Annotated in this window: 25 protein-coding genes and 3 pseudogenes; 5 read left to right on the forward strand and 23 right to left on the reverse strand. The window is 57.9% G+C overall.

Annotation, left to right across the window (positions count from 1 at the left end; all coding sequences use genetic code 11):
* Positions 1–4: 4 nt before the first annotated feature.
* The 15 genes and pseudogenes from ACYJL1_RS18795 to ACYJL1_RS18865 all read right to left on the reverse strand — a co-directional run bounded on the left by ACYJL1_RS18795 (position 5) and on the right by ACYJL1_RS18865 (position 14,982).
* Positions 5–928, reverse strand: coding sequence for an ABC transporter permease (locus ACYJL1_RS18795; protein WP_460898456.1), 924 nt, complete (start codon positions 926–928; stop codon positions 5–7).
* 57 nt (positions 929–985) lie between these two features.
* Complete coding sequence (locus tag ACYJL1_RS18800; protein ID WP_460898457.1) at positions 986–2,521, reverse strand: ABC transporter substrate-binding protein; 1,536 nt, start codon at positions 2,519–2,521, stop codon at positions 986–988.
* Positions 2,522–2,562: 41 nt separating this feature from the next.
* A complete protein-coding gene (locus ACYJL1_RS18805) occupies positions 2,563–4,395 on the reverse strand; it encodes an ABC transporter ATP-binding protein (RefSeq protein WP_460898458.1) in 1,833 nt (610 codons plus the stop codon).
* Between the two features lie 10 nt (positions 4,396–4,405).
* Positions 4,406–4,993 carry a winged helix DNA-binding protein gene (locus ACYJL1_RS18810; RefSeq protein ID WP_460898459.1) on the reverse strand — a complete coding sequence of 196 codons (588 nt, stop codon included), beginning with the start codon at positions 4,991–4,993 and terminating at the stop codon, positions 4,406–4,408.
* 240 nt (positions 4,994–5,233) lie between these two features.
* Positions 5,234–5,554 (reverse strand): annotated as a pseudogene (locus ACYJL1_RS18815) (HipA domain-containing protein); the annotation flags it as partial.
* Between the two features lie 88 nt (positions 5,555–5,642).
* Entirely contained in the window at positions 5,643–6,116 is a 474-nt protein-coding gene (locus tag ACYJL1_RS18820) for a trehalose-6-phosphate synthase (RefSeq protein WP_460899160.1), read from the reverse strand.
* Between the two features lie 263 nt (positions 6,117–6,379).
* Positions 6,380–7,456, reverse strand: coding sequence for a saccharopine dehydrogenase family protein (locus tag ACYJL1_RS18825; protein WP_460898460.1), 1,077 nt, complete (start codon positions 7,454–7,456; stop codon positions 6,380–6,382).
* 8 nt (positions 7,457–7,464) lie between these two features.
* Complete coding sequence (locus ACYJL1_RS18830) at positions 7,465–8,238, reverse strand: amino acid ABC transporter ATP-binding protein (protein WP_460898461.1); 774 nt, start codon at positions 8,236–8,238, stop codon at positions 7,465–7,467.
* Positions 8,239–8,256: 18 nt separating this feature from the next.
* On the reverse strand, positions 8,257–8,922 hold the full coding sequence (locus ACYJL1_RS18835; RefSeq protein ID WP_460898462.1) for an amino acid ABC transporter permease: 666 nt from the start codon (positions 8,920–8,922) through the stop codon (positions 8,257–8,259).
* A 189-nt stretch (positions 8,923–9,111) separates the two neighbouring features.
* Positions 9,112–10,035 carry a 4-hydroxy-tetrahydrodipicolinate synthase gene (gene dapA / locus ACYJL1_RS18840; RefSeq protein WP_460898463.1) on the reverse strand — a complete coding sequence of 308 codons (924 nt, stop codon included), beginning with the start codon at positions 10,033–10,035 and terminating at the stop codon, positions 9,112–9,114.
* 17 nt (positions 10,036–10,052) lie between these two features.
* Positions 10,053–10,796, reverse strand: coding sequence for a dihydrodipicolinate reductase C-terminal domain-containing protein (locus ACYJL1_RS18845; protein ID WP_460898464.1), 744 nt, complete (start codon positions 10,794–10,796; stop codon positions 10,053–10,055).
* Between the two features lie 11 nt (positions 10,797–10,807).
* Positions 10,808–12,208, reverse strand: coding sequence for an aldehyde dehydrogenase family protein (locus ACYJL1_RS18850; protein ID WP_460898465.1), 1,401 nt, complete (start codon positions 12,206–12,208; stop codon positions 10,808–10,810).
* 14 nt (positions 12,209–12,222) lie between these two features.
* On the reverse strand, positions 12,223–13,563 hold the full coding sequence (locus tag ACYJL1_RS18855) for an FAD-dependent oxidoreductase (protein ID WP_460898466.1): 1,341 nt from the start codon (positions 13,561–13,563) through the stop codon (positions 12,223–12,225).
* Positions 13,556–13,810 (reverse strand): 2Fe-2S iron-sulfur cluster-binding protein, encoded by a 255-nt coding sequence (locus ACYJL1_RS18860; protein ID WP_460898467.1) that lies wholly within the window; start codon positions 13,808–13,810, stop codon positions 13,556–13,558. The genes ACYJL1_RS18855 and ACYJL1_RS18860 overlap by 8 nt, the downstream gene beginning before the upstream one ends.
* Entirely contained in the window at positions 13,807–14,982 is a 1,176-nt protein-coding gene (locus ACYJL1_RS18865; protein ID WP_460898468.1) for an NAD(P)/FAD-dependent oxidoreductase, read from the reverse strand. Before ACYJL1_RS18865 ends, ACYJL1_RS18860 begins: the two co-directional genes overlap by 4 nt.
* A gap of 152 nt (positions 14,983–15,134) precedes the next feature.
* Between ACYJL1_RS18865 and ACYJL1_RS18870 the strand changes: the two genes are divergently transcribed.
* The 3 genes and pseudogenes from ACYJL1_RS18870 to ACYJL1_RS18880 all read left to right on the forward strand — a co-directional run.
* Positions 15,135–16,064, forward strand: a complete 930-nt coding sequence (locus ACYJL1_RS18870; protein WP_460898469.1) for a LysR family transcriptional regulator — start codon at positions 15,135–15,137, stop codon at positions 16,062–16,064.
* 163 nt (positions 16,065–16,227) lie between these two features.
* Complete coding sequence (locus tag ACYJL1_RS18875; RefSeq protein WP_460898470.1) at positions 16,228–17,055, forward strand: transporter substrate-binding domain-containing protein; 828 nt, start codon at positions 16,228–16,230, stop codon at positions 17,053–17,055.
* Between the two features lie 72 nt (positions 17,056–17,127).
* A pseudogene (locus tag ACYJL1_RS18880) lies at positions 17,128–17,256 on the forward strand (IS6 family transposase); the annotation flags it as partial.
* Positions 17,257–17,293: 37 nt separating this feature from the next.
* Here ACYJL1_RS18880 and ACYJL1_RS18885 read toward each other — a convergent pair.
* The 3 genes from ACYJL1_RS18885 to ACYJL1_RS18895 all read right to left on the reverse strand — a co-directional run bounded on the left by ACYJL1_RS18885 (position 17,294) and on the right by ACYJL1_RS18895 (position 18,325).
* Positions 17,294–17,506, reverse strand: coding sequence for a type II toxin-antitoxin system RelE/ParE family toxin (locus tag ACYJL1_RS18885; RefSeq protein ID WP_460898471.1), 213 nt, complete (start codon positions 17,504–17,506; stop codon positions 17,294–17,296).
* A gap of 208 nt (positions 17,507–17,714) precedes the next feature.
* On the reverse strand, positions 17,715–18,059 hold the full coding sequence (locus tag ACYJL1_RS18890) for a hypothetical protein (protein ID WP_460898472.1): 345 nt from the start codon (positions 18,057–18,059) through the stop codon (positions 17,715–17,717).
* Positions 18,060–18,070: 11 nt separating this feature from the next.
* Positions 18,071–18,325: a hypothetical protein gene (locus tag ACYJL1_RS18895; protein WP_460898473.1), complete on the reverse strand. Its 255-nt coding sequence runs from the start codon at positions 18,323–18,325 to the stop codon at positions 18,071–18,073.
* A gap of 187 nt (positions 18,326–18,512) precedes the next feature.
* On the opposite strand from ACYJL1_RS18895, the pseudogene ACYJL1_RS18900 reads away from it, so the two are divergent.
* Both ACYJL1_RS18900 and ACYJL1_RS18905 read left to right on the forward strand, forming a co-directional pair.
* Positions 18,513–18,680 (forward strand): annotated as a pseudogene (locus ACYJL1_RS18900) (Tn3 family transposase); the annotation flags it as partial.
* 359 nt (positions 18,681–19,039) lie between these two features.
* The gene (locus ACYJL1_RS18905) at positions 19,040–20,245 is read left to right on the forward strand and encodes an HPP family protein (protein ID WP_460898474.1); all 1,206 of its coding nucleotides are present in this window, start codon (positions 19,040–19,042) and stop codon (positions 20,243–20,245) included.
* A gap of 385 nt (positions 20,246–20,630) precedes the next feature.
* On the opposite strand, the gene ACYJL1_RS18910 is transcribed toward ACYJL1_RS18905, so the two are convergent.
* From ACYJL1_RS18910 to ACYJL1_RS18930, 5 genes are all read right to left on the reverse strand, one after another.
* Positions 20,631–21,920 carry a TRAP transporter large permease gene (locus ACYJL1_RS18910; RefSeq protein WP_460898475.1) on the reverse strand — a complete coding sequence of 430 codons (1,290 nt, stop codon included), beginning with the start codon at positions 21,918–21,920 and terminating at the stop codon, positions 20,631–20,633.
* Complete coding sequence (locus tag ACYJL1_RS18915; protein ID WP_460898476.1) at positions 21,917–22,411, reverse strand: TRAP transporter small permease; 495 nt, start codon at positions 22,409–22,411, stop codon at positions 21,917–21,919. The genes ACYJL1_RS18910 and ACYJL1_RS18915 overlap by 4 nt, the downstream gene beginning before the upstream one ends.
* A 62-nt stretch (positions 22,412–22,473) precedes the next feature.
* Positions 22,474–23,454 carry a C4-dicarboxylate TRAP transporter substrate-binding protein gene (locus tag ACYJL1_RS18920; RefSeq protein WP_460898477.1) on the reverse strand — a complete coding sequence of 327 codons (981 nt, stop codon included), beginning with the start codon at positions 23,452–23,454 and terminating at the stop codon, positions 22,474–22,476.
* Between the two features lie 3 nt (positions 23,455–23,457).
* Positions 23,458–24,711 carry an AGE family epimerase/isomerase gene (locus ACYJL1_RS18925; protein ID WP_460898478.1) on the reverse strand — a complete coding sequence of 418 codons (1,254 nt, stop codon included), beginning with the start codon at positions 24,709–24,711 and terminating at the stop codon, positions 23,458–23,460.
* A complete protein-coding gene (locus tag ACYJL1_RS18930) occupies positions 24,708–25,415 on the reverse strand; it encodes a GntR family transcriptional regulator (RefSeq protein WP_460898479.1) in 708 nt (235 codons plus the stop codon). Before ACYJL1_RS18930 ends, ACYJL1_RS18925 begins: the two co-directional genes overlap by 4 nt.
* Positions 25,416–25,466: the final 51 nt, after the last annotated feature.

Here is a 25,466-nt window from a genome sequence, read left to right on the forward strand (position 1 = left end):
GGCTCTACTCCGTCCTGATACGCGGATCGACAAGGCCATAAGCTATGTCAACGATTAAGTTCACACCAATGATCAACAGCGACAGCACAGTAATAACCGCTTGCAGAACCGGATAGTCGCGGCCACCTACTGCATCGAAAGCCAATGTGCCGAGACCCGGCCAGTTGAACACCCGTTCGACGACGACAATACCACCAAGCAGAGCCCCGAACTGCAGGCCGAAATAGGTAATCAATGGAATTGCGCAATTGCGCAGTGCATGTTTGTAAAGCACAACATTTTCGCTCAGCCCCTTGGCACGGGCCACCATAATATACTGTGAATTGAGTGTTTCGAGCATGGTGGTTCGCACCAGCCGCACATTCGTTGCCGTCAGAATAATTCCCATCGTCAAAGCTGGCATGATGAAGCTTTCCAATCCACTCATGCCGCTTGGCGGCAACCATTTCAGATTGATCGCAAAGAGCAGCACAAGCATCAAAGCCAGCCAGAAGTTTGGAAATGACAGGCCGACAAGAGAAACAATCCGAATGAGCTGATCGGGCCAAGTTCCACGCGACGTCGCAGCTTTGATACCGAGCGGTATCGAGATGAGGATTGAGACAATCAATGAGGAGAAGGCGAGTAGCAATGTTGCCGGCAATGCTGCCGCGATCAAAGTGGAAACCTGTGTACCACCGAGAAAGCTGCGACCAAAATCCAGCGTAAACAGCCCCTTGAGAAAGTTGAAATACTGCACAAGAAATGGCTGATTCAGCCCCAAAGCCTCGCGAATGCGTGCGAGATCTGCTTCAGTCACGCTCCCCGCGCCCTGGGTCAGCATCAATGCGGGATCACCGGTGAGCCTGATTGCAAAGGCCACGGTCAGCGTTACAACAATAACGACAAACACGGCCTGCAACAGACGTTTGACGAGGAAAGCAGCCAAGTCTCAATCCTTAGGTAGATTGCCTGCCATCACAAACGCGATGACAGGCAAATGTTGTTACTCGACAGTGACATCCGTGAGCCGCAAGCGGCTGTCCGGGACAGGTGTGAAGTTCTTCACGCGTTTGCTCACGCCAAAGATCGCGTTGAAATTATACAGTGGGATTTCCAACGCTCTGTCGGCTGTATAATGCGCAATCGACTTGAGAATTTCTTCGCGTTTCGCCCGGTCCGTGATGGAGCGCTGCGATTCCAGCATGGCATCGAGCTTTGGATCACTGTCATAGGGATTCCACTTTTCACCCGAATGGTACATTGAGTAAGCGGTATTGTCGTAATCGAGCGTCCAGCCACCCCAAGACTGTTGGAACATGGCGCCCGTCTTCCCGGCCGGAATAATGTCGTTCAGAAGAACGTTGGTTTCATAAGCTTTAATTGTAACGTTAATGCCGATGATCTGCAGGTAACTGGCAATCGCTTGCGACACTTCATTGAATGTCGCGTCATTACCCCGCACATCGATCTGTAACGTCGTACCGGCAGCAACACCCGCTTCCTTCAACAGCGCTTTGGCTTGCTCCGGATCATAAGGAAGTGGCTTCATTTCCGGGTCATTGCCGAAAGACAAAGAACCCTGAAAGCTGGCGATCGGTTCCGCCTCTCCGCCAAGGATCGACTGGATAATGGCATTGCGGTCAATGCCGAGGATCAATGCCTTGCGCACCCTTTCGTCTGCCGTCGGCCCGCTTTTCGTGTTGAAGCGCAGCGCATAGACTGTGGGACCGGCAGTGCTGACCACCTCAAGCTTCGAGTCCGCCTGAATGGTGGGGATCATGCCAACGGGGATTGTAGGCGGGATGACCAGATCGACACGTCCGGCCTGCAATTCCGCGACCGCTGTTGCGGGTTCGGCAATGAAGCGATAATCCAGATTTGAAATTTTCGGCGCACCTCCCCAGTGATCAGCAAAAGCTTCCAGCTTGATAGCAATTTTCGGTTCGTAGGAAACGAACTTGAAAGGTCCTGTTCCGACCGGGTGAGCGTTGAAATAATCATCGCCCTTTTCCTGAATATATTTGGGCGGCACGATCATCGCGCCATATCCTGCAAGTTTGGTGAGAAGCACGGGGTCTGGAGCGGAAAGATGGAAATCAACGGTCTTCTCGTCGACAATCTCAACCTTCTCTATTGCAACGTAATTGGAGCGCTGCGGACCCTTTTTGCCCTCTTCACCGAGCAGACGATCAAAGGTAAATTTCACCGCTTCGGCATTGAACGGCTCGCCATTGTGAAACTTCACGCCTTCGCGCAAGGTAAACCGGATGCGTTTGCCTTCGTCCAGTTCTTCCCATGCGGTTGCAAGCCCGGGAACCAGTTTCAGATCGGGACCGCGATAGGTCAGGCCGTCATAGATATTTGTTCCGACAGACGCCCAGTTGACGAGAAACGTATCAATCGGATCCCAACTTCCAGGGTCCTGAGGCGACGAAATCGTCAGCGTTCCATTGGCCCAGGAAGGTGTCGCAGCCAGCGCAAATCCGGCGAGGCCAAGCGCCAGAAACGCTGCGTGAATTCCCCTTTTTTTCTTTGTCATTGTGTTTGCTCCTCTTGCAAATCAGTTTGGTCAAAACGGCTTTAAATTGCCCCGGCAACGAAATGGCCGGGCGCAATTTCTTTGTGCGTGAAAATCAATGGTTCCTCATCGGCGCGCCGGATGGGGCTCGGTATCTCACCTTCCAGCATGGCGCGGTTGCGGGTGCGCGAAGGGTCTGCCACCGGAACCGCAGACAGAAGGCGTTGTGTATAGGCATGCGCCGGCGTCTCAAAAATCTGCCGTCTTGTGCCGATCTCCACAACCTGTCCGAGATAAAGAACAGCAACCCGGTGGCTCATCTTTTCGACAACCGCCATATCGTGGCTGATGAAGAGATAGGCGAGGCCCTGTTGCTCCTGCAATTCCATGAAGAGGTTGAGAATTTGCGCTTGAATGGAAACATCCAATGCCGAAAGTGCCTCGTCTGCAACAATGAGTTTCGGATTGGAGGCCAAAGCACGGGCGATACAGATTCTTTGCCGTTGTCCGCCTGAGAATTCGTGGGGATAGCGTGTTGCGTGGGCGCTGGTCAGCCCAACCCGCTCCAGCAATTCGTCGACCCGCTTGTGAATGCCCTTGCTGCCATCAATCAGGCCATGAGTGCAGATCGGTTCTGCTATCGAGAAGCCAACGGTTTTGCGTGGATCAAGCGAAGCAAAAGGGTCTTGGAAAATATACTGGATTTCCTGTCGCAGTCGTTGCTTCTCAGCGCGATTCATGGCCGAAACGGGAATCCCATTGAACAGGATCGTACCCGACGTTTCCCGTTGCAACTGCTGGATCGTCCGACCTATCGTCGATTTTCCCGAACCAGACTCGCCTACGAGAGCGAGCGTTTCACCGGGGTGAATATCGAAGCTGACCTTTTCGACTGCGTGCACTCTGTGCGTAACACCGCCAAAGATGCCCTTTTTGATATCGAAACGGGTTACGAGATCGCGCACTGATATGACAGGCGGCGCATCATATCGGGCAGTATCCTGCAAGTGCTCCGTTCCAACCAAACGCGGCGTCTCGCCGTCCATAACAGTCAAGGGCAAGCGTTTGGGCAAATCATGCCCTGTCATGCTGCCAAGCCTGGGGACTGCGGCCAAAAGTGTTTGTGTATAAGGATGTTTGGGGCTGGAAAATATCTGAGAAACCGGCCCTTCCTCAACCTTGTTGCCCTTCCACATGACGACGACATCATCCGCCATCTCGGCAACCACACCCATGTCATGCGTGATGAATATAACCGCCATGCCAAGCTCGCTTTGCAGCTCACGGATGATGGTCAATATCTGCGCCTGAATCGTCACATCGAGAGCAGTGGTGGGTTCGTCAGCTATGAGTAGCCTTGGCCGACAAGCGAGCGCCATGGCTATCATCACACGTTGGCGCATGCCGCCAGACAATTGATGCGGGTAACGGCCAAGCAGTTCAACCGCATCTGGCAGCCGCACCATGTCCAGTAATCGCTTCGCTTCAGCAAGTGCTACAGTCTTGGTCATGCCTTCGTGCAACATCAGCACTTCGGCAATCTGATTACCAATGGTGAAAACCGGGTTGAGGGATGTCATCGGCTCTTGAAAGATCATGGCGATCTCTTTGCCGCGAATGCTCCGCATGGCTTTCTGTGTGGCAGTCGTCAGATCGATCAGACCATTGCCGCTCTCAAATATGATCTTGCCGGTAGGAAACGTCCCGCCCATCATATCCGCCAAACGCATCACCGACAGAGATGTCACCGACTTGCCTGATCCGGATTCGCCGACAATCGTCAGCGTGCGTCCTGCACTGACTGAGAAACTCAACTCGTTGACGACGCGTGATGAACCAAACTCAACTGAAAGCTTGTCTACAGTCAGAAGCGGAGAAAAACTGGAAGCGGTCAAACGAGAATCCTCAAAGCGTGGTGGCGGCGCGCGCCGCCTGGTCATAGGCGCCTGAAAGGAACCGCAAGACTGCCGCGATCTGCGAAAGAGTCTCTTCTGCAGGACGCGCATTGATCGTTGATGCTACGAACAACCGCTCTCGTATCTGGGCATAACGCGCACAGGCATCAGCGCCTTTGTCCGTAATTTTGATGGTTTTTTCTTTGGCAATTTTGCCGGTCGTGACCAATCCGGCAGTTTCCAGTTTGCGAATAGCGTAAGTGGCAATGTGGGTGTCTTCAATATCAAGAACCAGACAGATATCTGCCAACTTCTTTTCCCGATCACGATGACGCACCGAGTGCAGAATAAGAATTTCTGTTGCTGAAAGCCCCGGTAGTCCTGCAGCAGCCATGCATCGAACCATCCAGCGTGAAAAGGCATGGGAGGCAAGGATCAAACCATACTCAACTTCGGAAAGTCCCGGCGAACCGCCATCGGCAAGATGCGCTGAAGACACGATGGGCCCGATCGATGCAACAGGTTTGAGGTGCTTTGGCAGCGCTTTCGCAAACTGCTTGACCTCTGCTGCTTCCTTATCCTTCGGCCCGGCCGTCATTGCACTCACCTCCTCTTTAACGATTTTATATCATCATTTTATCGATATATTGTCAATGACGGTTTTGTCTATCATTTGAGCATGCTTACAAATGTGGCAAGCCAGCAGAGGACGTATAGTGAGTGTGGTGGAAAACGGCGCGGTGCATCGATCGGACATTTGGCGCAGGTCAATCTGCGATGAGGTCTGCGGACGGACTCCGGGGCACCCACACGCCAGCATTCTCTTGAGAATGGCGCAACCGATGCCGACCTCTGTCTGTTGGGGCTGGAAAGGAGCGCGTTCGCAGGAATAGGCACCGGCCGCATTGAAGTCGTAATGACGTAACGCTGCGAGTGATTGCACTTGCAGCTTCTCGCCACCTGCATTACGATCGAACCGCCGCGTCATGAAATGCGACCGACCACCCTCCTCGTGGATTCGGCATTCGCTCATGTCGATACCGGCATCGATGGCGAGAAGATAGAAACCGTATTCGATCAGGCCGAACCCTTGCGGGTCCGCCAGTTCCTTGTCGCGATTATTCGATATGCCATCGAACTTCATGAACCAATAGGTGAAGCCTTCGGTGGCGCTCTCCGGATACTTGGCAAGCACCCGGCCGAATGCTTTGACGCGTGACGGCAAATCCTTGGAATAATCGAGACGATCAACACCGATAACCTGCTTTCGCCCCAACACCTCGCGGCGCTTGGTGTCGACTGCGACATCCTCTGTTATGCGCTGTGACATTTCTGCGAACGCTTCGACGTCCATGCCGATCGGGAAACGTTCGTCCTTGATCGTTCTGGCCGATACGGACGTCTCCATTGTCAAGAATTTCGGGCGGCGGAAACGGGATATGCAGGAAAAATCCGATCCGCTGCCGACAGCCAAGATTTCGCAGACTTCTGGCAAATGTGATGAGATGGTAATCTTGAACCCAAATGGTGTCATCGAGCTTCAGGTAAGGCATCAACGCGGCGGCAAACTTGCGATTGACGCGGTTACAACCGGAAAAATGCGAAGACCGATACTGAACGAGATCAAGCCGGTAATGAAGCGGCCACAGCACACCATTGGCGTATCCGAGATAATACTTGGAATAACCCTTCTTGGTCCGGGAAAGCGAGATCGTGGTAATTGATCCATGCTGCTCGACATGGGCTTCCTCCTTTCGGTCGACGCTTCAAAATAATATTGCTTATGCTATCGAAAGTATAAACAACATAAGAACCCACAATGGTTTTGCCCCTTTTCGCGCAGCCTTTTCACCATCAGAACGAAGACTGACCCGATACGGAACGCCGATCAGGCGAGCCATTGCTACAGCGTGGCCGATATGCGGGCTGAGTGATTTAGCGGGCGAAGTATGGGCCGTCTCGCGCAAGAATTGACGCGGTTTCGCTATGACTCAAGGAGCGGCTTGAGGAACGGGCCTGACAGCAACGCTTCGATATCGATGCGGTGGTGGGCGATAGATCCCTTTGCTGGTATTTTCCCATTGTGGAGCATCGAAAGCAGGCTGGCAGCATAGCCGGTTGCAACCGAGGTAAGCGCGTTGAAGGGTCCCAGTTGCCGATTCGGGGCGAACCGATGGCAAACCGTGCGTTCGGTGGGTTGACGGCCGCGATGGCCCCGTGCGGTCACAACCAGGAGCAGGATGTCGTCCTCGATGACCGGCAATCCGTTGCAAAGCAGTGACCGCAGCATGTCACGACGCGTGCAAAGCCCAAGGTCATCGAGAAGGAACCGTATATAGTCGAGGTGGCCGGGGTAACGGATCGTCTTGAAAGTGACGTTTTTCGGCGACGATCCGGAAAACATGGAAAGATCTACGATCCCGCCCGATGTGATAAATTCCTCATAGGTCACACCATCGATACTTAGCTGACCATAGCTTTCGAGCGGAGACAGGCTGACTTCTCTCCCATCGCGAATGGCGGCGCTCGGACGCGTATACTCATCGATAAGTCCGTCGACATTCCAGATCTGGCCATAGCCAAGGCGGTTGGTCGGATAGCGGGGTATGGCGCCGACCCGGATGGTAAGGTCAGTAACCGGGGCGAATTCTTCCAGAAGTCGGCAGGCGACATTGCCGATTATCCCTGGTGAGACCCCACATCCGTTGAAGACGGCGCGATGTTCGGCGAGTGGCGCGAGGAGAGCCCGCGTCTGCGGTCCGGGACAGGAAAAGTCGAGGTAGTGCACATTTTTCCGCGCAGCCGCGCCTGCGATCTCGTTGATGGAGACGACAGGCACCGCTGCGACCGCGACATCCTGTCCTGACAGCAGTCCGGACAGGTCCTGGCTGTGTCCAAAGGCTCGCAGATCTGCCCTGATATTCATTGATCGCAGGCGATCGAGTGCATTCTCCGAACGATCGATGACCTGCACGGCGAAGTCATCGCTTGCCGACAGGGCCAGGGCGAGCGCCGAGCCGATTTCGCCGGCGCCGAATATGCTGACTTTTAGCTTGTCCATGGCAACGCTCAGCCTTTGAACCGCGCAACGAACCCTTGAAGGCGGGGATTTTGCGGATTGAGGATCACGGATTCGGCTGTACCCGTTTCGGCGATCACACCCAGGTCGAGGAAGAGGACACGGCTCGCAACATCAGCAGCAAAGGCCATCTCATGGGTAACGATTGCCATCGTCATGCCCTTGTCGGCCAAACCGCGGATGACGGCCAGAACCTCACCTACCAACTCCGGATCGAGCGCGCTGGTTACCTCGTCGAGCAGCAGCACTTCGGGCTCCATGGCGAGTGCACGGGCGATCGCCACGCGCTGTTTCTGGCCGCCGGAAAGATGGTTCGGATAGGCGGCGTGCTTGTCGGACAGCCCCACTTGGGCGAGCAAATCCATGGCAAATTCCTCCGCCTCCCGCTTGGGCCGCTTGCACACCACGATCGGGCCTTCCGTCACATTCTGCAATACCGTCTTGTGCGGGAAGAGGTTGAAGTGTTGGAACACCATACCAACATGGCGGCGAAGCGTGCCGATACCGATCTCGTCACCCTTGTCGTAAAACCGATCAACGACGGTCTTTTGGCGAAAGCGGATCGTACCAGCAGTTGGGATTTCCATCATATTGAGGCAGCGGATGAAGGTCGATTTGCCCGATCCGGAAGGACCGATCAGAGCCACGACCTCGCCGCGCTCGAGACTTAGATCCAGTCCATTGAGGACTTCGAGCGAGCCGTAGCTCTTGCGCAGTCCGACCGCTTCGATGACGGGTGCATTGGCTTTTAAGTTCTGTGTCATGTCATTGGATCCGTTCAGTTAGTCACTGACCCTGAGGCGACGTTCGATCCAATCCGCTGCCTGGGTGATAGGCAACAGTATGGCAATGTAGAGGCCAGCCATAAGAGTGTAGGATTCGAGCGGCCGGTAGGTCTGGCCGTTGACCACCGCCGCCATATAGGCAAGGTCGGCGACCGAGATGACGGAGACCAGCGACGTGTTCTTGAACTGGATAACCGACTGATTAATGAAAGACGGCAGCACGCGCTTCATCGCCTGTGGCAGGATGATCCGTGTCATTGACTGCCAGGAACTCATGCCAATGGCCGCGGCTGCTTCTCGCTGCCCCTTGTCAATCGACACGATACCGCCGCGAAAGATCTCCGCATAGAAGGCACCGACGTAAAGCGACAGCGTGAGCATTGCCGCGACGCGATTGTCAATCGAGCCGCCGACGAGCAACGGAAATGCATAATAGAACCACAAAAGCTGGACCAAAAGAGGCGTGCAGCGAAAGATCTCCTGGTAGACCCGGGCGATAGCGGAAAAGATCCGCCAGCCGGAAAGCCGTGCAGCGCAAGTAAGGAGGCCGATCAGCACACCGAAGAGAATGGAGCCAAAAGTATAGACGACGGTGAGCCACAGGCCCCATAAAAAGAGGTCCCAGTATTGCCATACGGAATGGAAGTCCCAGTTGTAACTCATCGCCCACCTCTTGCGGTCTTGTCCGCTGGGCAAGACGGATGATGCCCGTTTCCTGGACACAGATTCCCGACAGTTCTGTTTTTCATTTTTGTTCCCCTGATCTTGTGTCGGTTTCAAGTCGGACCGGGAGCCGACGGCTGATAGTCCTACGCCCGTTTGTCAAGGACAATGCAAAGCTGATGCCGTCGCTTACCGCATTTCTTGGAAGGCAGCTGAGGCTGAGGTGAAGCGTCCGAGAATACCGGCGAGCCGCTCGCGGTTGGCCGACGAGACCGGAACCATCGGCAGGCGCATTTCCGGCCCGGCGAGGTTGGTCAGCGCCAGCGCTGCTTTGACTGGCCCGGGATTGGATTCGATGAACATGCCGTCGGTGAGTTCGGCGATCAGTTCATGCAGTGCCAGAGCACGGGTCGTGTCGCCCCTGTTCCAGGCTTCTACCAGTTGGACCATTTCGCGCGGCGCGACATTGGCAACGACGCTGGTGACGCCGACAGCGCCGAGTGACAGGAAGGGTAAGGTCAGGCCGTCGTCGCCGGAATGGATGATCAGCTTATCGCCACAGGCGGCGCGCAGTTGGGTGACCCTGGTGGCCGATCCGCCGGCCTCCTTGATCGCGATAATGTTGTCGTGCCGCTCAAGCAGGATCGCGCAGGTGTCGGATGCTATCTCTACACCGCAGCGCGCGGGGACCGAATAGAGCATGACCGGCAGCGAGGTTGACCCCGCCGCTGCGCCGTAGTGCGCGATGATGCCTGCCTGCGTTGGTCTGTTGTAGTAGGGCGTGACGATCAGCACGGCGTCGGCGCCGGCCTGTTCGGCGCGCCTTACTTTTTCGATCGTCTTCTTCGTGTCGTTCGCGCCGGCACCCGCCATAACCAGGACGCGCCCTGCGGCAAGCTTCACGGTCCGCGCGATCAGCCCATCGGCCTCTTCGTCCGAAAGCGTCGCTGCTTCCCCCGTTGTGCCGACCGGAACAAGGCCGGCGACGCCGGCGCCAATCTGGCGCTCCACCAGTGCGTCAAATGCTGCGGTATCGATAGCACCGTCCTTGAAGGGTGTGATGAGGGCGGTGAATACGCCGTTGAAGCGGTTACTAATGTTTTGCATGATCATGTTCCTCTCTATTATCATCAGTCGTTCATGCTGTCCGCCAAGGCGTAGCGGCCGGCGGGACGCGGTTTAGCAACCAGCCATTGGGCAGCGGCGATGGCCCCTTCGGCATAGGCTGCGAGCGTGTGGACGCGGTAGGTGAAGACGGCCTCGACCGAGTCCATGTGGAAGCGGACTTCGCTGGCGCCGACCGTGTCTCCCTCGCGCTTGACGACGATCGCCGGTTCAGGCGCCGCAAAACCCATAGCGCGGCTTCGCGCCTCGAACACCTGAAGCGCCAGCAAGCGTGAGGTGCCGGACGGTTCCGCTTTCTTGCGGATATGGTAGGTTTCGCCGACAATCGCATCGGCATCGGGCATGCGCTGGGCGAATTCAACAGCCGCGCGCCGGAATGCCTCGAACCCATGGGCGAAATTGTTGCTGATCAGCAAAGGGCGATGGACCCCGAAGGAGGTGAGCCGTTCGTCCTCCTCAGGCGTAAAGCCCGTGGTGCCGATTATCGTCGGGATAGTCTTCGTGCCGATATCTTCCTGCAATGCCAGGCTTCCAGCCGGCGTGGAAAAGTCGATCATCACGTCGCAACGGTTCTTTAACGCCGCCTCCGCTGGACGGTATTCAATGCTGCCACCGGCGACCGGCGTTCCCGAGAGCCTGGAGCTGGGGGAGACCAGGGCAGCTGCCAGTTCCAGCCCCGGATTGGCAAGAATCAGTTCGACAAGCCGGGTTCCCACCCGGCCCGACGCTCCCACAACGGCGATACGCATGGCTTGACTCCTCAATCGATCACTACCTTCGTCTCGGACATTTCGCGCAACGTGATGCGGACGCCCTCGCGACCGATGCCCGAACGCTTGACCCCACCGAAGGGTACGTGCTCGGCACGGAAGTCGGGACCTTCGTTGATCATCACACCCCCGACGAGCAGGTCGCGTGAAAAGGTCTTGATCAGCGCGTGATCATTCGTGAAGACGCCTGCCTGTAGCCCATAGGCTCCGGCATTGACCTCTGCGATCGCCTCGCGGGGGTCGGTGAAACTGCGGATCGCAATGATCGGGCCGAACGTCTCGTCGGCGATGACAGGCGCGTCGACCGCAACCTGCGAGATGACGGTCGGAGCAAAGACGGTGCCGTCATGGGTGCCTCCGGTCAACAGCTTGCCGCCATGGCTGGAAACGCTGGCATTGACGCGCTCGGCGACGGTGTTTGCCGCGGCAAGGTCGATCACCGTCCCCATGTCGGTGTAGTCTTTCGATGGATCACCGAACGCGACGGCAGCGACGGCGACGAGCAGCTTGTCGGTGAAGGTTTTCTCTATGTCCTGGTGCAGATAAAGCTTCTTGACCGCCGCACAGCTTTGCCCGGCAATCTCGAAGCGGTGGCCAATGGTGGTGGCGACTGCCTTGTCGAGGTCTGCATCCGGAAGCACGAACAGCGGGTCGTTGCCCCCCAGTTCCATGAGGCAGCGAATGAGCCCGCTGGCGTTCTTGAGGGCGAGACCGGCACCCGGGCCGCCTGTAAAGGACAAAAGGTCAATCGCTGACCGGGCAAGTGACAGGGCAACCTCCCCCGCGCCATGCACAACCTGGAACAGGTCGGCCGGCCAGCCGGCCTTCAGCGCCAGTTGACACAGCCGCGCCGCGGCAAGAGGTGCCTTTGGGGACGGTTTGGCGACCACGGCGTTTCCGGCGGCGATCGCCGGGCCGAGCTTGTGGCAGAGCAGGTTGAGCGGATAGTTGAACGGCGTGATGGCGCCGACAACACCGACCGGCTCATAGGTGATCGTCGCCAGTCGATCTGCGCCGTCCTCGACGATTGCACAGTGCAGGGCCTCGCCGTCGAGGAAGGTCGCGGCGTCACCAGAGAGCTTCAGCGTGTTCTGGGCACGTCGCACCTCGTTGCGAGCCTCGCGAATCGTCTTGCCCATCTCGTTGGAAATGAGGCGCGCCAAGCTCTCGGCATCGGCGGCGATCTCCACGGCCAGGCCATTCAGCATGGAGCGGCGCACCGCCGGCGTCGAGCAGCGAAACTCCCGCTGGGCGACCTTGGCGCGCATGACGGCCGCAGTGATTTCCGCGGATGTGCTCGTTGCTACTTCTCCGACCGGCGCGCCATCGAAGGGGTTGTAGACCAAAATTGCGTTTGTCGTCTCATGGGTCAGGCGCTGGGGTTGCGTCATGGCGTTAAACCTCGTCATTTGTTTTCACTGTTTATTGGGATGGCGCCGGCCAGAGCCGCGATTGAAACCGGACGTAGCGGCCAGCGTCGGCCGGTCAGGTCCTCGGTCGATGGCAGGGGAGCGCCGGGATTTAACTCAGCCATCAGCGCCGCAGTATTGGCTGCGCAAAATCGCCCCTGGCAGGCACCCATGGCAAAGCGGCCGTTGTGCTTGATTTCCCGGCCCGTCAGCCGGTCCGCCCGGTTGCAAAGCCGGCGCAGATCGCCGACCGTTTTGCCCTCGCAGCGGCAAAGGATGGTTTCGTCCGGCAAGGATGAGAGCTGAGGGGCTCCAAGGACGGGAGCAAACAGGGCCGCCAGGGTCGCTTGCGCCATGCGGGCGCGCTCGACCGCCTGGTCATGGCCTGCACGGTCTCGATTCTCCGATAGGATATCAACGACCTGGCGGCCCGCGCGTCGCCCGTCCGCCTCGGCGGCGAAGGCGCCAAGTGCCTGCCTGCAATCTCCAGCCCATAGGATCAAAGGTCCTGATGACGTCAGTTCGGTCGTTTCGTTCGGCAGACCGAAATCGTTGGGACGAATGCCGTCATGCAGGCCGATGCGATCAACCGCGATCAGCTGCTCGCGGCCGTCGCTGCGCCGCACGAGAGCCTGAAGGCTTGGGCCGTCTTGCTCGATTGCGACGAGCTGCGTTCCGCGCAACCAGGGAATACGCCTGAGGACGATTTCTTTGAGATAGTTCACAGCTTCGCGCAAGAGTACGGCATGGCCGAGCATCGCGATCCCTGGTTTGACGCGTCGCAGCGGATCGCCCGCCTCGACAATCGCTGCCGGCGGATTGCCGAGCCGCGCCATCTGCGCTGCAACCGCGATCAGCAGTGGCCCACTGCCGACGAGCAGGACACGGCCCTCAAGTGCTCGTCCGGTTTCCTTCATCATCACCTGCAATCCGCCTGCCGTGGAAACCCCGGCCAACTGCCAGCCGGGCCGAGGATAGATGTTCTCGACTGCGCCGGTTGCGACGATGACGGCCTTGGGCCTGATATGCTCGACCCGTTTTGCCCGGCGGTCTTCGATCAGCACCCTTCCGTCGCCATCGACGCCGAGGAAGACAGATGCATAGCGCACCGGGATGCGCGCCGTCGAAAAGGCCTCTGCGATTGTGCGCCAGCGCGCCGTAGGGCCGGCTGCCTGGTTGATGGGTAAAACGCCTTCGATCGGCTGGCGATGTACTGCGCCGCCGAGGGTTTCACGCTGTTCGACCACCTCCACCGTATAGCCGGAACGCGCAACTTCGGTTGCTGCCGCAAGCCCGGCCGGTCCGCCGCCTATGATGATGACATCGGGATTAATCATGGTTTCGCTCCAGTGCTTCGACATGCAATCCAGCATTTGCTGGGGTAATGCATGCTTCCCGAGGGACCCCGTCGACGCGCACCAGACAGCACTGGCAGGCGCCGATGCCGCAGAAATAGCGGGTCTGTTGGCCCACAGCGTCGGGGCCGAAGGTCCTGATGCCGGCCGCCTCCAAGGCTGCTGCGATGCTTTCCCCTGTGCGGAAGGGAATGCCATGCCCCATCCAATCGAAGATTTGTGCTGTCATACGACTGCTCCATAGCCAGCGAAACGGGCCGGATCGAAAGGCGCCAGATCTATCTCCGGTTCCTCGCCGCAGATCAGCTGGACGATCGACTTGCCGGTTACCGGGCCAAGGCAGATGCCGTCGCCCTCAAAGCCGGTTGCGACATAGGCGTTCTCGAGGTAGGGGATACGCCCGACCAGTGGCAGGCCGTCAATGACGGCGGTACGCACCCCCGCAAAGCTCCTTAGCAGTCTGTAGTCGGCAAGACCCGGGACGAGCGCCACGGCTTCGACGAGGATTCGCGAGATCGCATCAATGTCGTTGGTCGCACGATCGCCGAAATCCTCGCGCGTGCCGCCGATCAGAAATTGGCCGGTGACGAGCGGGTCGATGACCAGTCCCAGACCGCGTTGCGGCGGCGCATGACCGGCTTTTTGGCTTCCCTTACTGAGCAGGTAGCGGCCAGACATGATTGCGCCGGGCATGGCGGCGTTAAGGGCCGGCGCCCGTTCCGTCACCAGCAATTGGCCCTTGCGCGGCGTAAGCACACCGGAGAGGCCAAGTAGTTCCCCCGACCCGTTGCCGGCAGCAATCACCACCGCCTCAGCGGTCAGGCAACCGCGGCTCGTCACTACCCCGATGATGCGTCTGCCACCTTCTTCGAATCGAAGTCCTTCAACCCGCGTATCCCGGTCGACTGCAATGCCGGTTGCGGTTAACAGTTTGTGAACGATTTGGTAGCCAATGGCATGGCCCTCGCCGTGCACCTCGATCGCCATTTTCGCCTGTGGCGAGAGGACAGGGAAGGCCTGGCGCAGGTCGGCTTGCGACAGCATCTCGACACTGACGCCAGCGTTGCCGAGTGCGGCCGAGTGGGCTTCGAGGACTGTACACTCCTCATCTGATACCGCAACGATGAACGTCGAGCGACGCTTGAAGGCACCGGCAAACAGACCCGCATCCGCCAGTTCTCCGTAGAGCCTGACACCCTTGAGGGCCGCCGTCATCATGGGCCCCGGTCGTTTGCTGGCAACCGAGACGGCACCGTCTGCGGCACCCGTTGCTTCGGCAGCCGGCGCCGACGCGTCGATCAGTCGAACGGCGATATGACGCGCAGCCAGGAAATAGGCCGTTGCGGCTCCGACGATACCGGAACCTATGACGATGGCGCTGGACGGGGGGCGGGACTGCATGATTTTCGAAGCCGGTCTTGTTGGTTGTCTACCAATAATGACGGCGGCGGGACTTGACCGTCGATACAAGATGACGGCCTTGCTTGTTCACGAAATTTGTATCCGCTAAAGAGCCCCGACCCTTTAACACAGAATGGAGGGAGACCAACGACATGGCCAAGATCAGCCTCACACTTATTCAGACCTTCTACCAGGTGGCGCGACACGGTTCGTTTTCTGGTGCGGCACGCGATCTCAACCTGAGCTATCAGTCGGCTGCCAACCATGTCCGGCGGCTGGAGCAGATCCTGCAGGGAAAGCTAATTGATTCCGAGCAGGGTGCCAAACGGATATCGCTCACCCCGCGCGGGCAGACGCTTTACAGCCTGCTCCATCCCGAACTCGACATCATGCTGGAGAGGCTGACCAAGCTTATTGAGAACCAGCGATCGTCGCTGCGCGTCGGCATGCCCCAGGCGATTTTCTTCTATCTGTTCCCGAGGGTTCTTTCGCGGTTTCGCGAGACATTTCCTGAAATGGAATTTGCCGTCTGCGAGCGCGATACTGTGTTGGCCGAACTCGTCAAGAACGGCAGCCTCGACGTTTGCATTTCGGAACGCTATTTCGGCGACCCGGTTGTGCCACAACGATTGCTCGGTAGCTACCGTTTGAGCCTGGTCTATCCGCAGGCTTGGGGTGAGCCGCCCGAGCAACAGGATATCCCTAGCTGGGCCAACGGCCGCCCCTTCATAACCTACGAGCCAGGGCAGACGCTTCGAAACCTGGCTGTGGATTTCCTTGGCCGGGACAGTGCCGTCATACAGCCTGCTGTTTCTACCTCCGGCAGTTCCAGCGTCAAGCGTTGCGTGGAGGAAGGTCTTGGCTTCTCGATCATTCCTTCCTGGTGCGTTGGCCCGGAAGATGTGTCGATCCGCAGTGCCAAGCTTACTAATCTGCCGGAAGTGCGTGTGTATTTTGGCAATGCGGGCTTCCTGCAAAAGCATCCCATGGTGCAGCAATTGTTTGAGGACTGTCGCCACGAGCTGGTCGGACCCGTGCTTGATCCGCCGCGCAGCAACGAGCTCTCCGTGCCACCGTTGTGATCGAGACATATAAAAAAGCCGATAAGTGGCTCGGACTCTCTAGCATTGTTCCCGATCAATTCGCGGATAGGCTGGTGTTCGGCCGATATGCCCACGTGCGAGATCCTCGGTATGCGGGGAGATGGCCATCAAGAGATTCCGGGGCACAATGGAGAACGAGAAGATGAATATGCTTTCGAAAATCTGCGGGGTGGCGGCAGTTGGGCTTTCGCTGCTGACTGGCACAGCGGCGTTGGCCAGAACCATCGATGACATCCGCGCCAGCGGGGTGCTACGCATTCCAGCGATCCTCAACGAGACCCCGTATTTCAGCAAGGATCCTCGCACTGGCAAATGGGAGGGTTTCGTGCTCGACATGGCGAATGATATCGCCAAGACGCTCGATGTGAAGCTCGAAGTGGTCGAATCCAGCTGGGCCAACGCTATCCTCGACGTGCAGAGCGGCAAGGTTGATATGGCCTTTGCGGTTACGGCGACACCGGTCCGCGCCATATCTGTCTCCTTCTCGGACCCGACCTACTACAACAGTTTCGTACTGATCTCGGCTAAGGCGGAGCTGGAGGGCAAGAGTTGGACTGAACTCAACGACCCAAAATATACATTTGCCGTCGACCTCGGCTCCGCTCAGGACCTAATAACCCAGCAATACCTGTCCAGGGCCAATATCCTGCGCTTCAAGACCCGCGACGAGGCGATTGTTGCCGTAACGACTGGCAAAGCCGACGCTCTGGTCAACACCATGCTAAACGGTCTGGTGATTTCCAAGAAAGCGCCGACGATCGGCGCCGTCAAGGTTCCGACACCGGTCCTGTCCACACCTTCGGTCATTGCCCTGAACTACGGTGCTGACGAAACCTTCAAGAGCTTTGTTTCCGCCTGGGCCGAATACAATCGCCGCATTGGCAACAACCAGACCTGGATCCTGAAGAGCCTGGAGACTTATGGCATTACCCTCACCGACATGCCGGTGGGCTTTGGCTTCGGCGGCTAGTATCTCGGGGGGCAGTCGACAGGACTTTGTCAGGTTAACTCTTGATCATCGTCCTTGGCATAGACAGGAGTGATGAGCCAGCCTGCCGTCAGCTATAAACGTCACCGTTTCCCACCCCTGATCATCGCTCACGCGGTGTGGTTGTACTTCCGGTTTCCGTTACCCCTGCGCACGGTTGAAGAGATGCTCCTCGAGTGTGGGACCTTATCAATCGCGTTGTAATCATCCGGATCTGGCATCAATCCTTGCCTTTCTTCGACCACTGCTGCGCCCCGTGCAGCACGCGCACCAGAACGACAGCCTCGCCTACAGTATAGATGACAATGAACGGCGGGCCCGTAACGACCAACTCGCGCGTACCCTGCAACCGACCTTCACGGCCGAAGAATGGGAGATCTCGCAAGCGCTCGACCTGGCTCTCGATTTCATCACACACATCGATCGCCGCCATTACCTCATCGCGAGTGATGTATCTATGATGGCGTCAAGATCAGTTTCGGCGTCCTCTGACCAGACCAGCCGTGTCATCCGGCACGTCCGGTGCGAGCCAACTACTCATCACGTTTCTTCTGCCAGCGGCTTCGGTGTTCGTCATCGGAGGGGACGCCAACGGTACCATCCGCGATGCCATCCAACGTCTTTTGCGCTTCAGCCCGGAACTATGCGTCGTGCTCCATCGCTTCGTGCATTTGACGCTGCCGTTCTGCGGTATCGGGGCGCTTGCGTTCCACGGCGGCCGGATCATGGTCAACCATATCGATCTCAAAACGTGGACCCCCCAATTCGTCGCGCACATAGGCGGCAGCGGTGGTCAAATTTCGCCAGATGCGCATGGTCCGCGAGCGTTGCGCTGCAATAGCTCGCTCATTGGTGCCGTATTTCACGAGGATGGCAAAGCCTCCGGGTTGGCCGAGCACGACAGCACCCCGTATCGCGTGTGCATCGACAAGACTTTTGACGGCCTTGCCGTCGATGATGTCTGGCGGTCTGGGGGACGAAGTCATTTTATGCTCATTTATCTCAAAACCATTGCGCGATTATCAGATAAATATGGCATCCTGGCGTGGAAATCAGTTCGATTCTGTTCCAAATCAAATCGGCAATCGAGTCGCACCGTTTCCCTCTCGCCCCCTCCGGCTTCAATATTCGTGTTGGGAGAGCTTTTTAACCAATAACCAAGGCCGATAATGGCAAGGATGACTCCGCATTTCGCGTGCCAAGCCGCCCACATCGTTTCTGAGCCGATGGCGGAAACCATAATGACGCTCATGTCGGAAAGATTCGCTGGCTCTGTCGGTTACGCTGAGGACCGGTATGTAGGTGTTAGCTGCTGATGGGCTCAACTGCCCAGTGCTTGCATTCACCCAAAAAAACCGAGAATCTCTTGCTGCGGGTGCAACACATCCACCAATCACAACTATAATCCAGCTATCATCGCCCCTATTGTTATCTCTAATGTAATCTCCCCGCGACTACGAGACCTAAAAAGACGGAAATGCTACCCATTCGAAAAGCCTGAAACCTATCCCGTGCTCAAGGAGCATATTGGCGCGGTCCTCAATATTGATCTCATTCTGAAATACTGGGATGAATTACTGCATCTCGCTGCCTCGATCACCACAAGATGAGTTGCACAATCGACAATCCTCAAGAAATTGGGAGCGTCTCCCAATCCGAGCCAGCAGCCAAAGCTGTACGCTAGCCTGGTCGCCTCGCCAATTCCAAGACACACCAAACAGCTTCCCGCATATCCCATGCTGGTGTCTCAGCAGAGCTACCGCATCGGTTTTGTTGGCCTGATGCCGCCTCGCCAGAAAAAGCTGCCTCCTATACCGATAAAAGCGGAACTCTGTTCTGCAGTTTATACCTTATGAGAAAACTTATTCGTTGCCTAAAATATAAGCCAACTGCTACACATTTAGGCACACGTTAGGCTTCAGGCGCTACCTGTTTGCAATCAATTCAACAGACGGATAATTTCACGATGCCCTGGAGCACTCTCAAGCGCTTAATTCCTGCGATTGCGCCGACCAGCAACCTTGAACGCTTCCGGGCATGTTTTGGTGCACTGGTCGGCATCACAATAACAGGTATCGTGAGCAAGCTTGCGCTGGGCCCAGACGTCAATCTTCCTCTCCTGATCGCTCCCATGGGTGCATCGGCAGTGCTGCTTTTTGCAGCTCCAACAAGCCCATTGGCACAGCCCTGGTCGATACTCGGTGGCAATGTCGTATCCGCATTTGTCGGCGTTTCATTCGCACTCGTTGTGCCAGACCCGATCATTGCATCGGCGCTGGCGGTTTCTGTCGCCATAGGCCTGATGCTGCTGATGGGTTGTCTCCATCCCCCAAGCGGGGCCATCGCATTGACAGCCGTGCTCGGTGGTCCGGCCTTGCACGCCGAGGGATACAGCTTCATCCTGTGGCCGGTCGGCCTCAATTCCCTGCTGTTGCTGCTCTCGGCGCTCTTGTTCAACAATTTGACGGGGCGCCGTTACCCTCATCTTGCACCGGCTACCCCAGCCAATATTCACAAAACGGCAGACTTGCCCCCTACGGCCCGGTTAGGATTTGTCCCCGGCGATCTGCAGGACGTGCTGGCTCAGTATGACGAGATCGTCAATGTGAGCCCGGACGAACTCGACGTCCTGTTGCATCGGGCCCAGATCCGCGCCTACCAGAGGCGGTCCGGTGAAATCACCTGCGGCCGGATCATGTCAAGGGACGTTGCAACCGTACGCCCCGAAACAGACCTTCGTGACGCCTGGAAGCTTCTGATCAATCACCGGGTCAAAGCACTTCCCGTCACTGCGCCGGATGGCAAGCTGGTCGGCATAATCACCCAGACCGACTTCATGCAGGCATCGCTTCTCGCCGATGACGGACGCCCTCACCTCGATCGGCGCGTCCGGAGCGGGAACAGGTTTCGACTGACGCGCAAGACCAAGCATACGGTGGCCGAAATAATGACAAGCCAGGTCCAGTCCGTCACGCCCGAAACCATGATAGCCAAGCTCGTGCCGTCAATGGCAGACATGGGCCTGCATCACATTCCCATCGTTGATGCCGACAACCGTGTCGTTGGGATCGTCACGCAATCAGACCTGATTGCAGCACTGTTTCAGGAACGGCAAACGGGTTCTGCGGACGTTCAGGTCGTGAATTTGAGCAATGACAGCCGAGCGGCCTAGCTTGCTGGATTATCGGCAAGCCAGCTCTGCGAGTTCCGCGATTTTGAGGCCAAGAGCTGCGCGTGCCATCCGGCATTGAACTGGTAACATTGTAAAATCGCCTATTGCAGGCGAATTTAGTTGATCCGCCGTGTTTGGTACCAGAATATGCAGGTCTTGCATCATTAGAGCCGGCCGAGCACGGCACGGCAGAAAACCTGCCACACAACATCGACCGCCGAAGCCTTCTTCCCGTCGCGCCACGCCTGCCGAGCACGCTTGTTGCGGAATCTGGCGGTCAGTGGAAATCAAATGGCCCGACGCCCTTCAGAGAAATGTGGCCTCGCCGGTAAAGGCGGCTGCAATCGCGCCTGCCGCTCAGACAATCGGGATGAGGCATTACACGTCACCCCATCATGGCGCGTGGCAGGAACATCACAGCATCCGGAAACAGGATCATGATAACAACGACGGCAAGGACCGCGACCGCCAACGGAACCATCTCGATCGTGTACTCCTTGTATGAGCATTTGAGGATGCCGCAGACGGTGAACATGGAAACGCCGACGGGCGGTGTCATTCCGCCAAAGGTGACCAGCGTCATCATGACGAGACCGAAATGCACCGGGTCGATACCTGCCGCGGTGATGACGGGCACCAGGATGGGTGTTAGCAGCATCACGATTACAGTCGCCTCGACGAGCATGCCGAAGACGAGCAGGAAGGCTGAGATGGCGAACAGGAGCATGGCCTGGCTGGAGAACAGCCCGAGCGTCAATTCGGCAAGTGTCTGCGGAACGCGCTCGAAGGTAATAACGTAACCGAAGGCGCCCGAAAACAGGATGATCAGCATGATCATGCCGATGTCGCGCACGCTGAGAAGCAGAGCGTCGATGATGGCGGCCCAACTGAGCTGACGATATATGAACGCGCCGACCACGATCGCATAGGCCACTGCAAATGCTCCAGCCTCGGAAGGTGTGAAGATGCCGAAGCGGATGCCGACGATCAGCCAGATAGGGAAGAGAATAGCCCAGAAGCTTTCGCGAACGGCGGCGATCACCTCGCGGAATGTCGGCAGTCGTTCATTGATAGGCTGGTAGCCGCGTCGCCGCGCAATCCACGCCGTAGCAATCATCAGGGCGATCGCCAGCATTACGCCGGGCACGATGCCTGCGATGAAGAGACGGCCAATTGAAACCTCGCCCAGGAAGCCGTAGAGGATCAGGCCGAGGCTTGGAGGGATTGTCGCGGTGATCAGGCCGCCGACAGACAGAAGCGCCCCTGTGAAGCCACGCGAATAACCTTGCTTGATCATCGGCTCGCCTAGCACGCGGGACTGCATCGCGGCGTCGGCGACAGCCGAGCCGGAGATGCCACCCATGAGCGCGGAGAGCAGGAGGCTGGTTTGCGCAAGCCCGCCGCGCATCCAGCCAGCCAGTGTGGTGGCGAGTATCAGCATCCGCGGCGTTATTCCCGAACCGTTCATAAGGTGGCCGACGAGAATGAAGAGTGGCACGGCCAGCAGCGGGAAGGACTGGCTTGCTGCGACAATGCGCTGAACCGCGGTCGTATCTGGCATGAAGGTGGATGGCAGAAGGAAATAGATGAGGCTGGCCACACCGATGGAAAAGGCCACCGGCATCCCGACAACCATGAAGCCGAGTGCAAGGCAGAGGAGCAAAAAGGAAATCACAACAGTTGCTCCCTGCCTTCAGCGGTTTCAGGTTCTATGGCAAGAAGGAGACCATATTCGACAATGCGTCGGCAGAGTGAGACGATCATCAGGGCGCAGCCTACCGGCAGAGCAAGTGTTACCCAGCCATAGGACAGCCCCGACGCCCCCATCTCGCGCGCCCAGTTGGATATGGCGAGATGCCAGCCCAGCCAGCCGGAATAGCTGAGGAAGAGGATCATACTGACGACGCATAGGAGATGAAGCACCCGGCGGCCGCGGGGTGGCAACAAGTCGGGCAACGCCGAAATGCGGATGTGTTCGCCACGTCTCATGATGAGATCTGCGCCGAACATGCACGTCCAGATCAGAAGAAGTTGTGCGATCTCCGGGCCGGCAGGTATTGGAACGCCGGCTGCACGGCCGATCGCTCCCAAAAGGACCGCGAGAACGGTCCCGGTGAGGAAGGCGACGGCCAGCATCTCCTCAGTTCGGTCAAGAATTTTCCACATGTTCGGCTCCGTTTGGCGCATTAACAAGAAGGCGCAGCATGGCCGCGCCTTCCTTTAAACTTTCAAGGCTTTGCCGCATCAATGAAGGGCTTCAGTGCGTCACGGGCCTCCTCAAGGTCGAGTTCGGCATAAACGCCCGGCACGAGCGCCTTGAAGTCATCAACATTCACCTCGTTGATCACCACGCCCGCCGCCTTCATATCCGCCAACACGGTGTCGATTTTAGCGACCGTCCCGGCAGATGCTTCCTCACCAGCCTTCGCCAACTCCTCGGTGATTATGGCCTGGTGCTCCGGCGAGAGCGACTTGAACCAAGCTTCCGAGGTTGCCAACCCGGTCAGAAGTTGGACGTGGCCGACGAAGGCAAGGTTCTTGGTGACTTCATGAAGCTTGATGCCATAGGCACCGGTTAACTGCGCTTCGGCACCGTCGATCGCTCCAAGCTGAAGAGCCGAGTAAACCTCGGACCAGGGTAGAGGAACGGCTGTAGCGCCAAGTGCATTGATTGTTGCCAGCCAGCCCGGCGCGTCGATCGTGCGGACGCGAACACCTTTCAGGTCTTCCGGCTTGGTGACGGGATTTTTGGTGAACATCTGGCGGGTGCCCTGGAACCAGTTGTAGTTCAGCAGGCGGATACCCGACGAGGACGCGAGATCCTCGATCCATTCACCGTAGACCGGCGATGCTGTAATTGCTGCATACTGCTTGTAATCGTCGACGAGATAGGGCGCGGTGAGAATGCCGAGTTCCTTCTTGAAGGGTGCAAGGCGGCCCGCATCGACCAGCACGGCAACGGCTGCGCCATTGCGGATCTGCTCGAGCACGTCGTTGTCCGACCCGAGCTGCGAGGACGGATAGACGGTAACGGTTATCGCGCCCTTGGAGCGCTCCTCGATGCGGGTAGCCGCGACTTCCATCGCCATCGCCAACGGGTCCAGCGCGTTCTGCGACGTGGACAAGGCAAACTTCACGTCCGCGAAAGCGCCTGCACCGGTCGAGGCGAGTAGTGCAGCAGCAAGGCTAAGTGTCTTCAGATTGAACATGTATTATACTCCTCCATTTGGTATCCGGGTTGGTCCAGGCCAAAGGCCTGCGCCTGCGCCCTCGGTCAGCGCAAGGACAAGGTGGTAAAGCAGGCGGCTCAGTGCATCGGGCCAGAGCACTGCGCCGGTTGCGTCAAGCTGGTTTACGAAAGCCGGGCGCCCGGCGAAGTAGCGGACGAATATCAGAGTCAGCAGCGCCTGCGCATTCGCGCCGGCTTGCGCGTCGCCGTTGAGGTGGCGCGCGACATATGCCTTGATTGCTTCCGTCTGCGGCCAGAGGAGAAAGCGTTCCTCCCGCCATGTTCCGTCAGTTGCCGCCGCATCGTAGGCGGCACCGTGCATCAAGCCGTTTTCGGCAAACCCGTGCCGAAGCGCGAATGCCATAAGTGAAGCCGCCGTAGCGCGCATGGCCGCATCGCTGCCCAGATGGGCTTCCCGGTCCAAAAGCCAGGCCCATTCGCACTGATGGCCGATCTCACGCCGCTTTCCGTCCGGCTCCGGTAGGGGCTGCAGGTCGGGCGACAGGAATTCGACGATCGTGCCACTCTGTCGGTCGAGAAAGAAATGCAAGGCAGTGTCGCGGACATGTGTCGCCCGCTCCATCCATCGGGTCTCGCCCGTCATCTCGAAAGCCTGTAGCGCGGCCTCATAAAGATGCATGTGCGGATTCTGCGCACGCGGAGGCGCTTCGGGCGCCGACGGTTCAACAACGCTGTCGTTCTCCAGAAGCAGCCCGGACGCAGGATCGTGGAGGTGGCCCTCAATTGCCTGCCAGCAGGCCTCCATTTCCGCTGCCGTTTCAGCACTGGGCGCCAGTCTTCCCCAGGTGGCGAGCGCCAAAATGACGAAGCTTTGGTCGTAGCTGCGCGCGACGGTGTCATGGGGCGTGCCGGTAGGACGCCCGTCCCTCGTCACAGCATGACGATAGAGACCTGACGCCTTGCGAAAATGCCGCAAAAACGCATGGGCAGATCGGGCCGCTGCCCGCATTGCAGTGTCACCAGACAGCAAAGCCACATGGGAGAACGTGAACAGCAGGCGAGCCTGGGCGAGCACGGTCTTGGGCGCATCTGCGACCGGTGCACCCTGCGCATTGAGAGTGTCAAAGAAACCACCGTTTGCTGGGTCGGATGCACGCGCAATCCATCCGGGTAGGAATGCCTGCCAGAACCAGGCCGCCCACTCCTGCGCGCCATGATTCGAGGGGTATGCAGGGGAGGAAGCAATCGGCTCAAGAGGATCGGATAAAGCCGTCAAAGGATGCCCTCCGCATTTTCGAAAAAGCTCGGAACGGCTCGAACGATGTCGGGCAGGTCCAGGATAATTTCGCGCAGATGCACACGCATGCCATCCTCGGCTAGCGCGGCATCACCGTTTCGAATCGCTTCAACGACAGCCGTGTGCTGCGATATGAGCTTGTCCAGCGCAAATTGGCGCGCACTGATGTGGCGCACACGATTCATCTGCGTTTTCAGTCCCTCGAGGTAATCCCATACGTTGCGCTGGCCCGCGAACTCGGCAAGCATGCGGTGGAACTCTTCGTCGAGCCGCATGAAGACCGAGGGGTCGGCTCCGTCCCGCACGGCGCGTTGTAGGGAAAGCTGGGCATCGAGCGCGGCAAGGACGCTGGCATCTGCCGTTTCGGCGACGCAGCGAACGATATCGGCTTCCACCGCCTCGCGGATGAAGCGGGCGGTCATCACGGCGGGAACGGAAATACGAGTCACAAAGGTTCCGCGCTGGGGCAAAACCGCTACGAGACCTTCTTTCGCAAGCTTGATGAAGGCTTCGCGCACCGGCTGGCGCGAGACGGAAAAGGCCGCAGCGAATTCTGTTTCGGAGACACGAGTTCCCGGCGGCAGGTCGCCCCGAATGATCTTTTCGCGCAACAGACGGTGCAGTTGCGGCCCTACAGCCGCACTGCGCTCCAGTTCTTGGCCTTGCGATAGAAACGACGACATAACGATCTCCCCCATTAAATTATATACCTTCACACTTCCATACTAGTCAAC

The sequence above is a fragment of the Phyllobacterium sp. K27 genome (assembly GCF_054796155.1).

Excerpts from the sequence above, each read along its gene's own strand:
- ACYJL1_RS18800 (WP_460898457.1), bottom strand. The coding sequence starts at position 2,521 with ATGACAAAGAAAAAAAGGGGAATTCACGCAGCGTTTCTGGCGCTTGGC.
- ACYJL1_RS18810 (WP_460898459.1), bottom strand. The coding sequence starts at position 4,993 with ATGACGGCCGGGCCGAAGGATAAGGAAGCAGCAGAGGTCAAGCAGTTT.
- ACYJL1_RS18825 (WP_460898460.1), bottom strand. The coding sequence starts at position 7,456 with ATGGACAAGCTAAAAGTCAGCATATTCGGCGCCGGCGAAATCGGCTCG.
- ACYJL1_RS18830 (WP_460898461.1), bottom strand. The coding sequence starts at position 8,238 with ATGACACAGAACTTAAAAGCCAATGCACCCGTCATCGAAGCGGTCGGA.
- ACYJL1_RS18835 (WP_460898462.1), bottom strand. The coding sequence starts at position 8,922 with ATGAGTTACAACTGGGACTTCCATTCCGTATGGCAATACTGGGACCTC.
- dapA (WP_460898463.1), bottom strand. The coding sequence starts at position 10,035 with ATGATCATGCAAAACATTAGTAACCGCTTCAACGGCGTATTCACCGCC.
- ACYJL1_RS18845 (WP_460898464.1), bottom strand. The coding sequence starts at position 10,796 with ATGCGTATCGCCGTTGTGGGAGCGTCGGGCCGGGTGGGAACCCGGCTT.
- ACYJL1_RS18850 (WP_460898465.1), bottom strand. The coding sequence starts at position 12,208 with ATGACGCAACCCCAGCGCCTGACCCATGAGACGACAAACGCAATTTTG.
- ACYJL1_RS18855 (WP_460898466.1), bottom strand. The coding sequence starts at position 13,563 with ATGATTAATCCCGATGTCATCATCATAGGCGGCGGACCGGCCGGGCTT.
- ACYJL1_RS18860 (WP_460898467.1), bottom strand. The coding sequence starts at position 13,810 with ATGACAGCACAAATCTTCGATTGGATGGGGCATGGCATTCCCTTCCGC.
- ACYJL1_RS18865 (WP_460898468.1), bottom strand. The coding sequence starts at position 14,982 with ATGCAGTCCCGCCCCCCGTCCAGCGCCATCGTCATAGGTTCCGGTATC.
- ACYJL1_RS18870 (WP_460898469.1), top strand. The coding sequence starts at position 15,135 with ATGGCCAAGATCAGCCTCACACTTATTCAGACCTTCTACCAGGTGGCG.
- ACYJL1_RS18875 (WP_460898470.1), top strand. The coding sequence starts at position 16,228 with ATGAATATGCTTTCGAAAATCTGCGGGGTGGCGGCAGTTGGGCTTTCG.
- ACYJL1_RS18885 (WP_460898471.1), bottom strand. The coding sequence starts at position 17,506 with ATGGCGGCGATCGATGTGTGTGATGAAATCGAGAGCCAGGTCGAGCGC.
- ACYJL1_RS18890 (WP_460898472.1), bottom strand. The coding sequence starts at position 18,059 with ATGACTTCGTCCCCCAGACCGCCAGACATCATCGACGGCAAGGCCGTC.
- ACYJL1_RS18895 (WP_460898473.1), bottom strand. The coding sequence starts at position 18,325 with ATGAGCGTCATTATGGTTTCCGCCATCGGCTCAGAAACGATGTGGGCG.
- ACYJL1_RS18905 (WP_460898474.1), top strand. The coding sequence starts at position 19,040 with ATGCCCTGGAGCACTCTCAAGCGCTTAATTCCTGCGATTGCGCCGACC.
- ACYJL1_RS18915 (WP_460898476.1), bottom strand. The coding sequence starts at position 22,411 with ATGTGGAAAATTCTTGACCGAACTGAGGAGATGCTGGCCGTCGCCTTC.
- ACYJL1_RS18920 (WP_460898477.1), bottom strand. The coding sequence starts at position 23,454 with ATGTTCAATCTGAAGACACTTAGCCTTGCTGCTGCACTACTCGCCTCG.
- ACYJL1_RS18930 (WP_460898479.1), bottom strand. The coding sequence starts at position 25,415 with ATGTCGTCGTTTCTATCGCAAGGCCAAGAACTGGAGCGCAGTGCGGCT.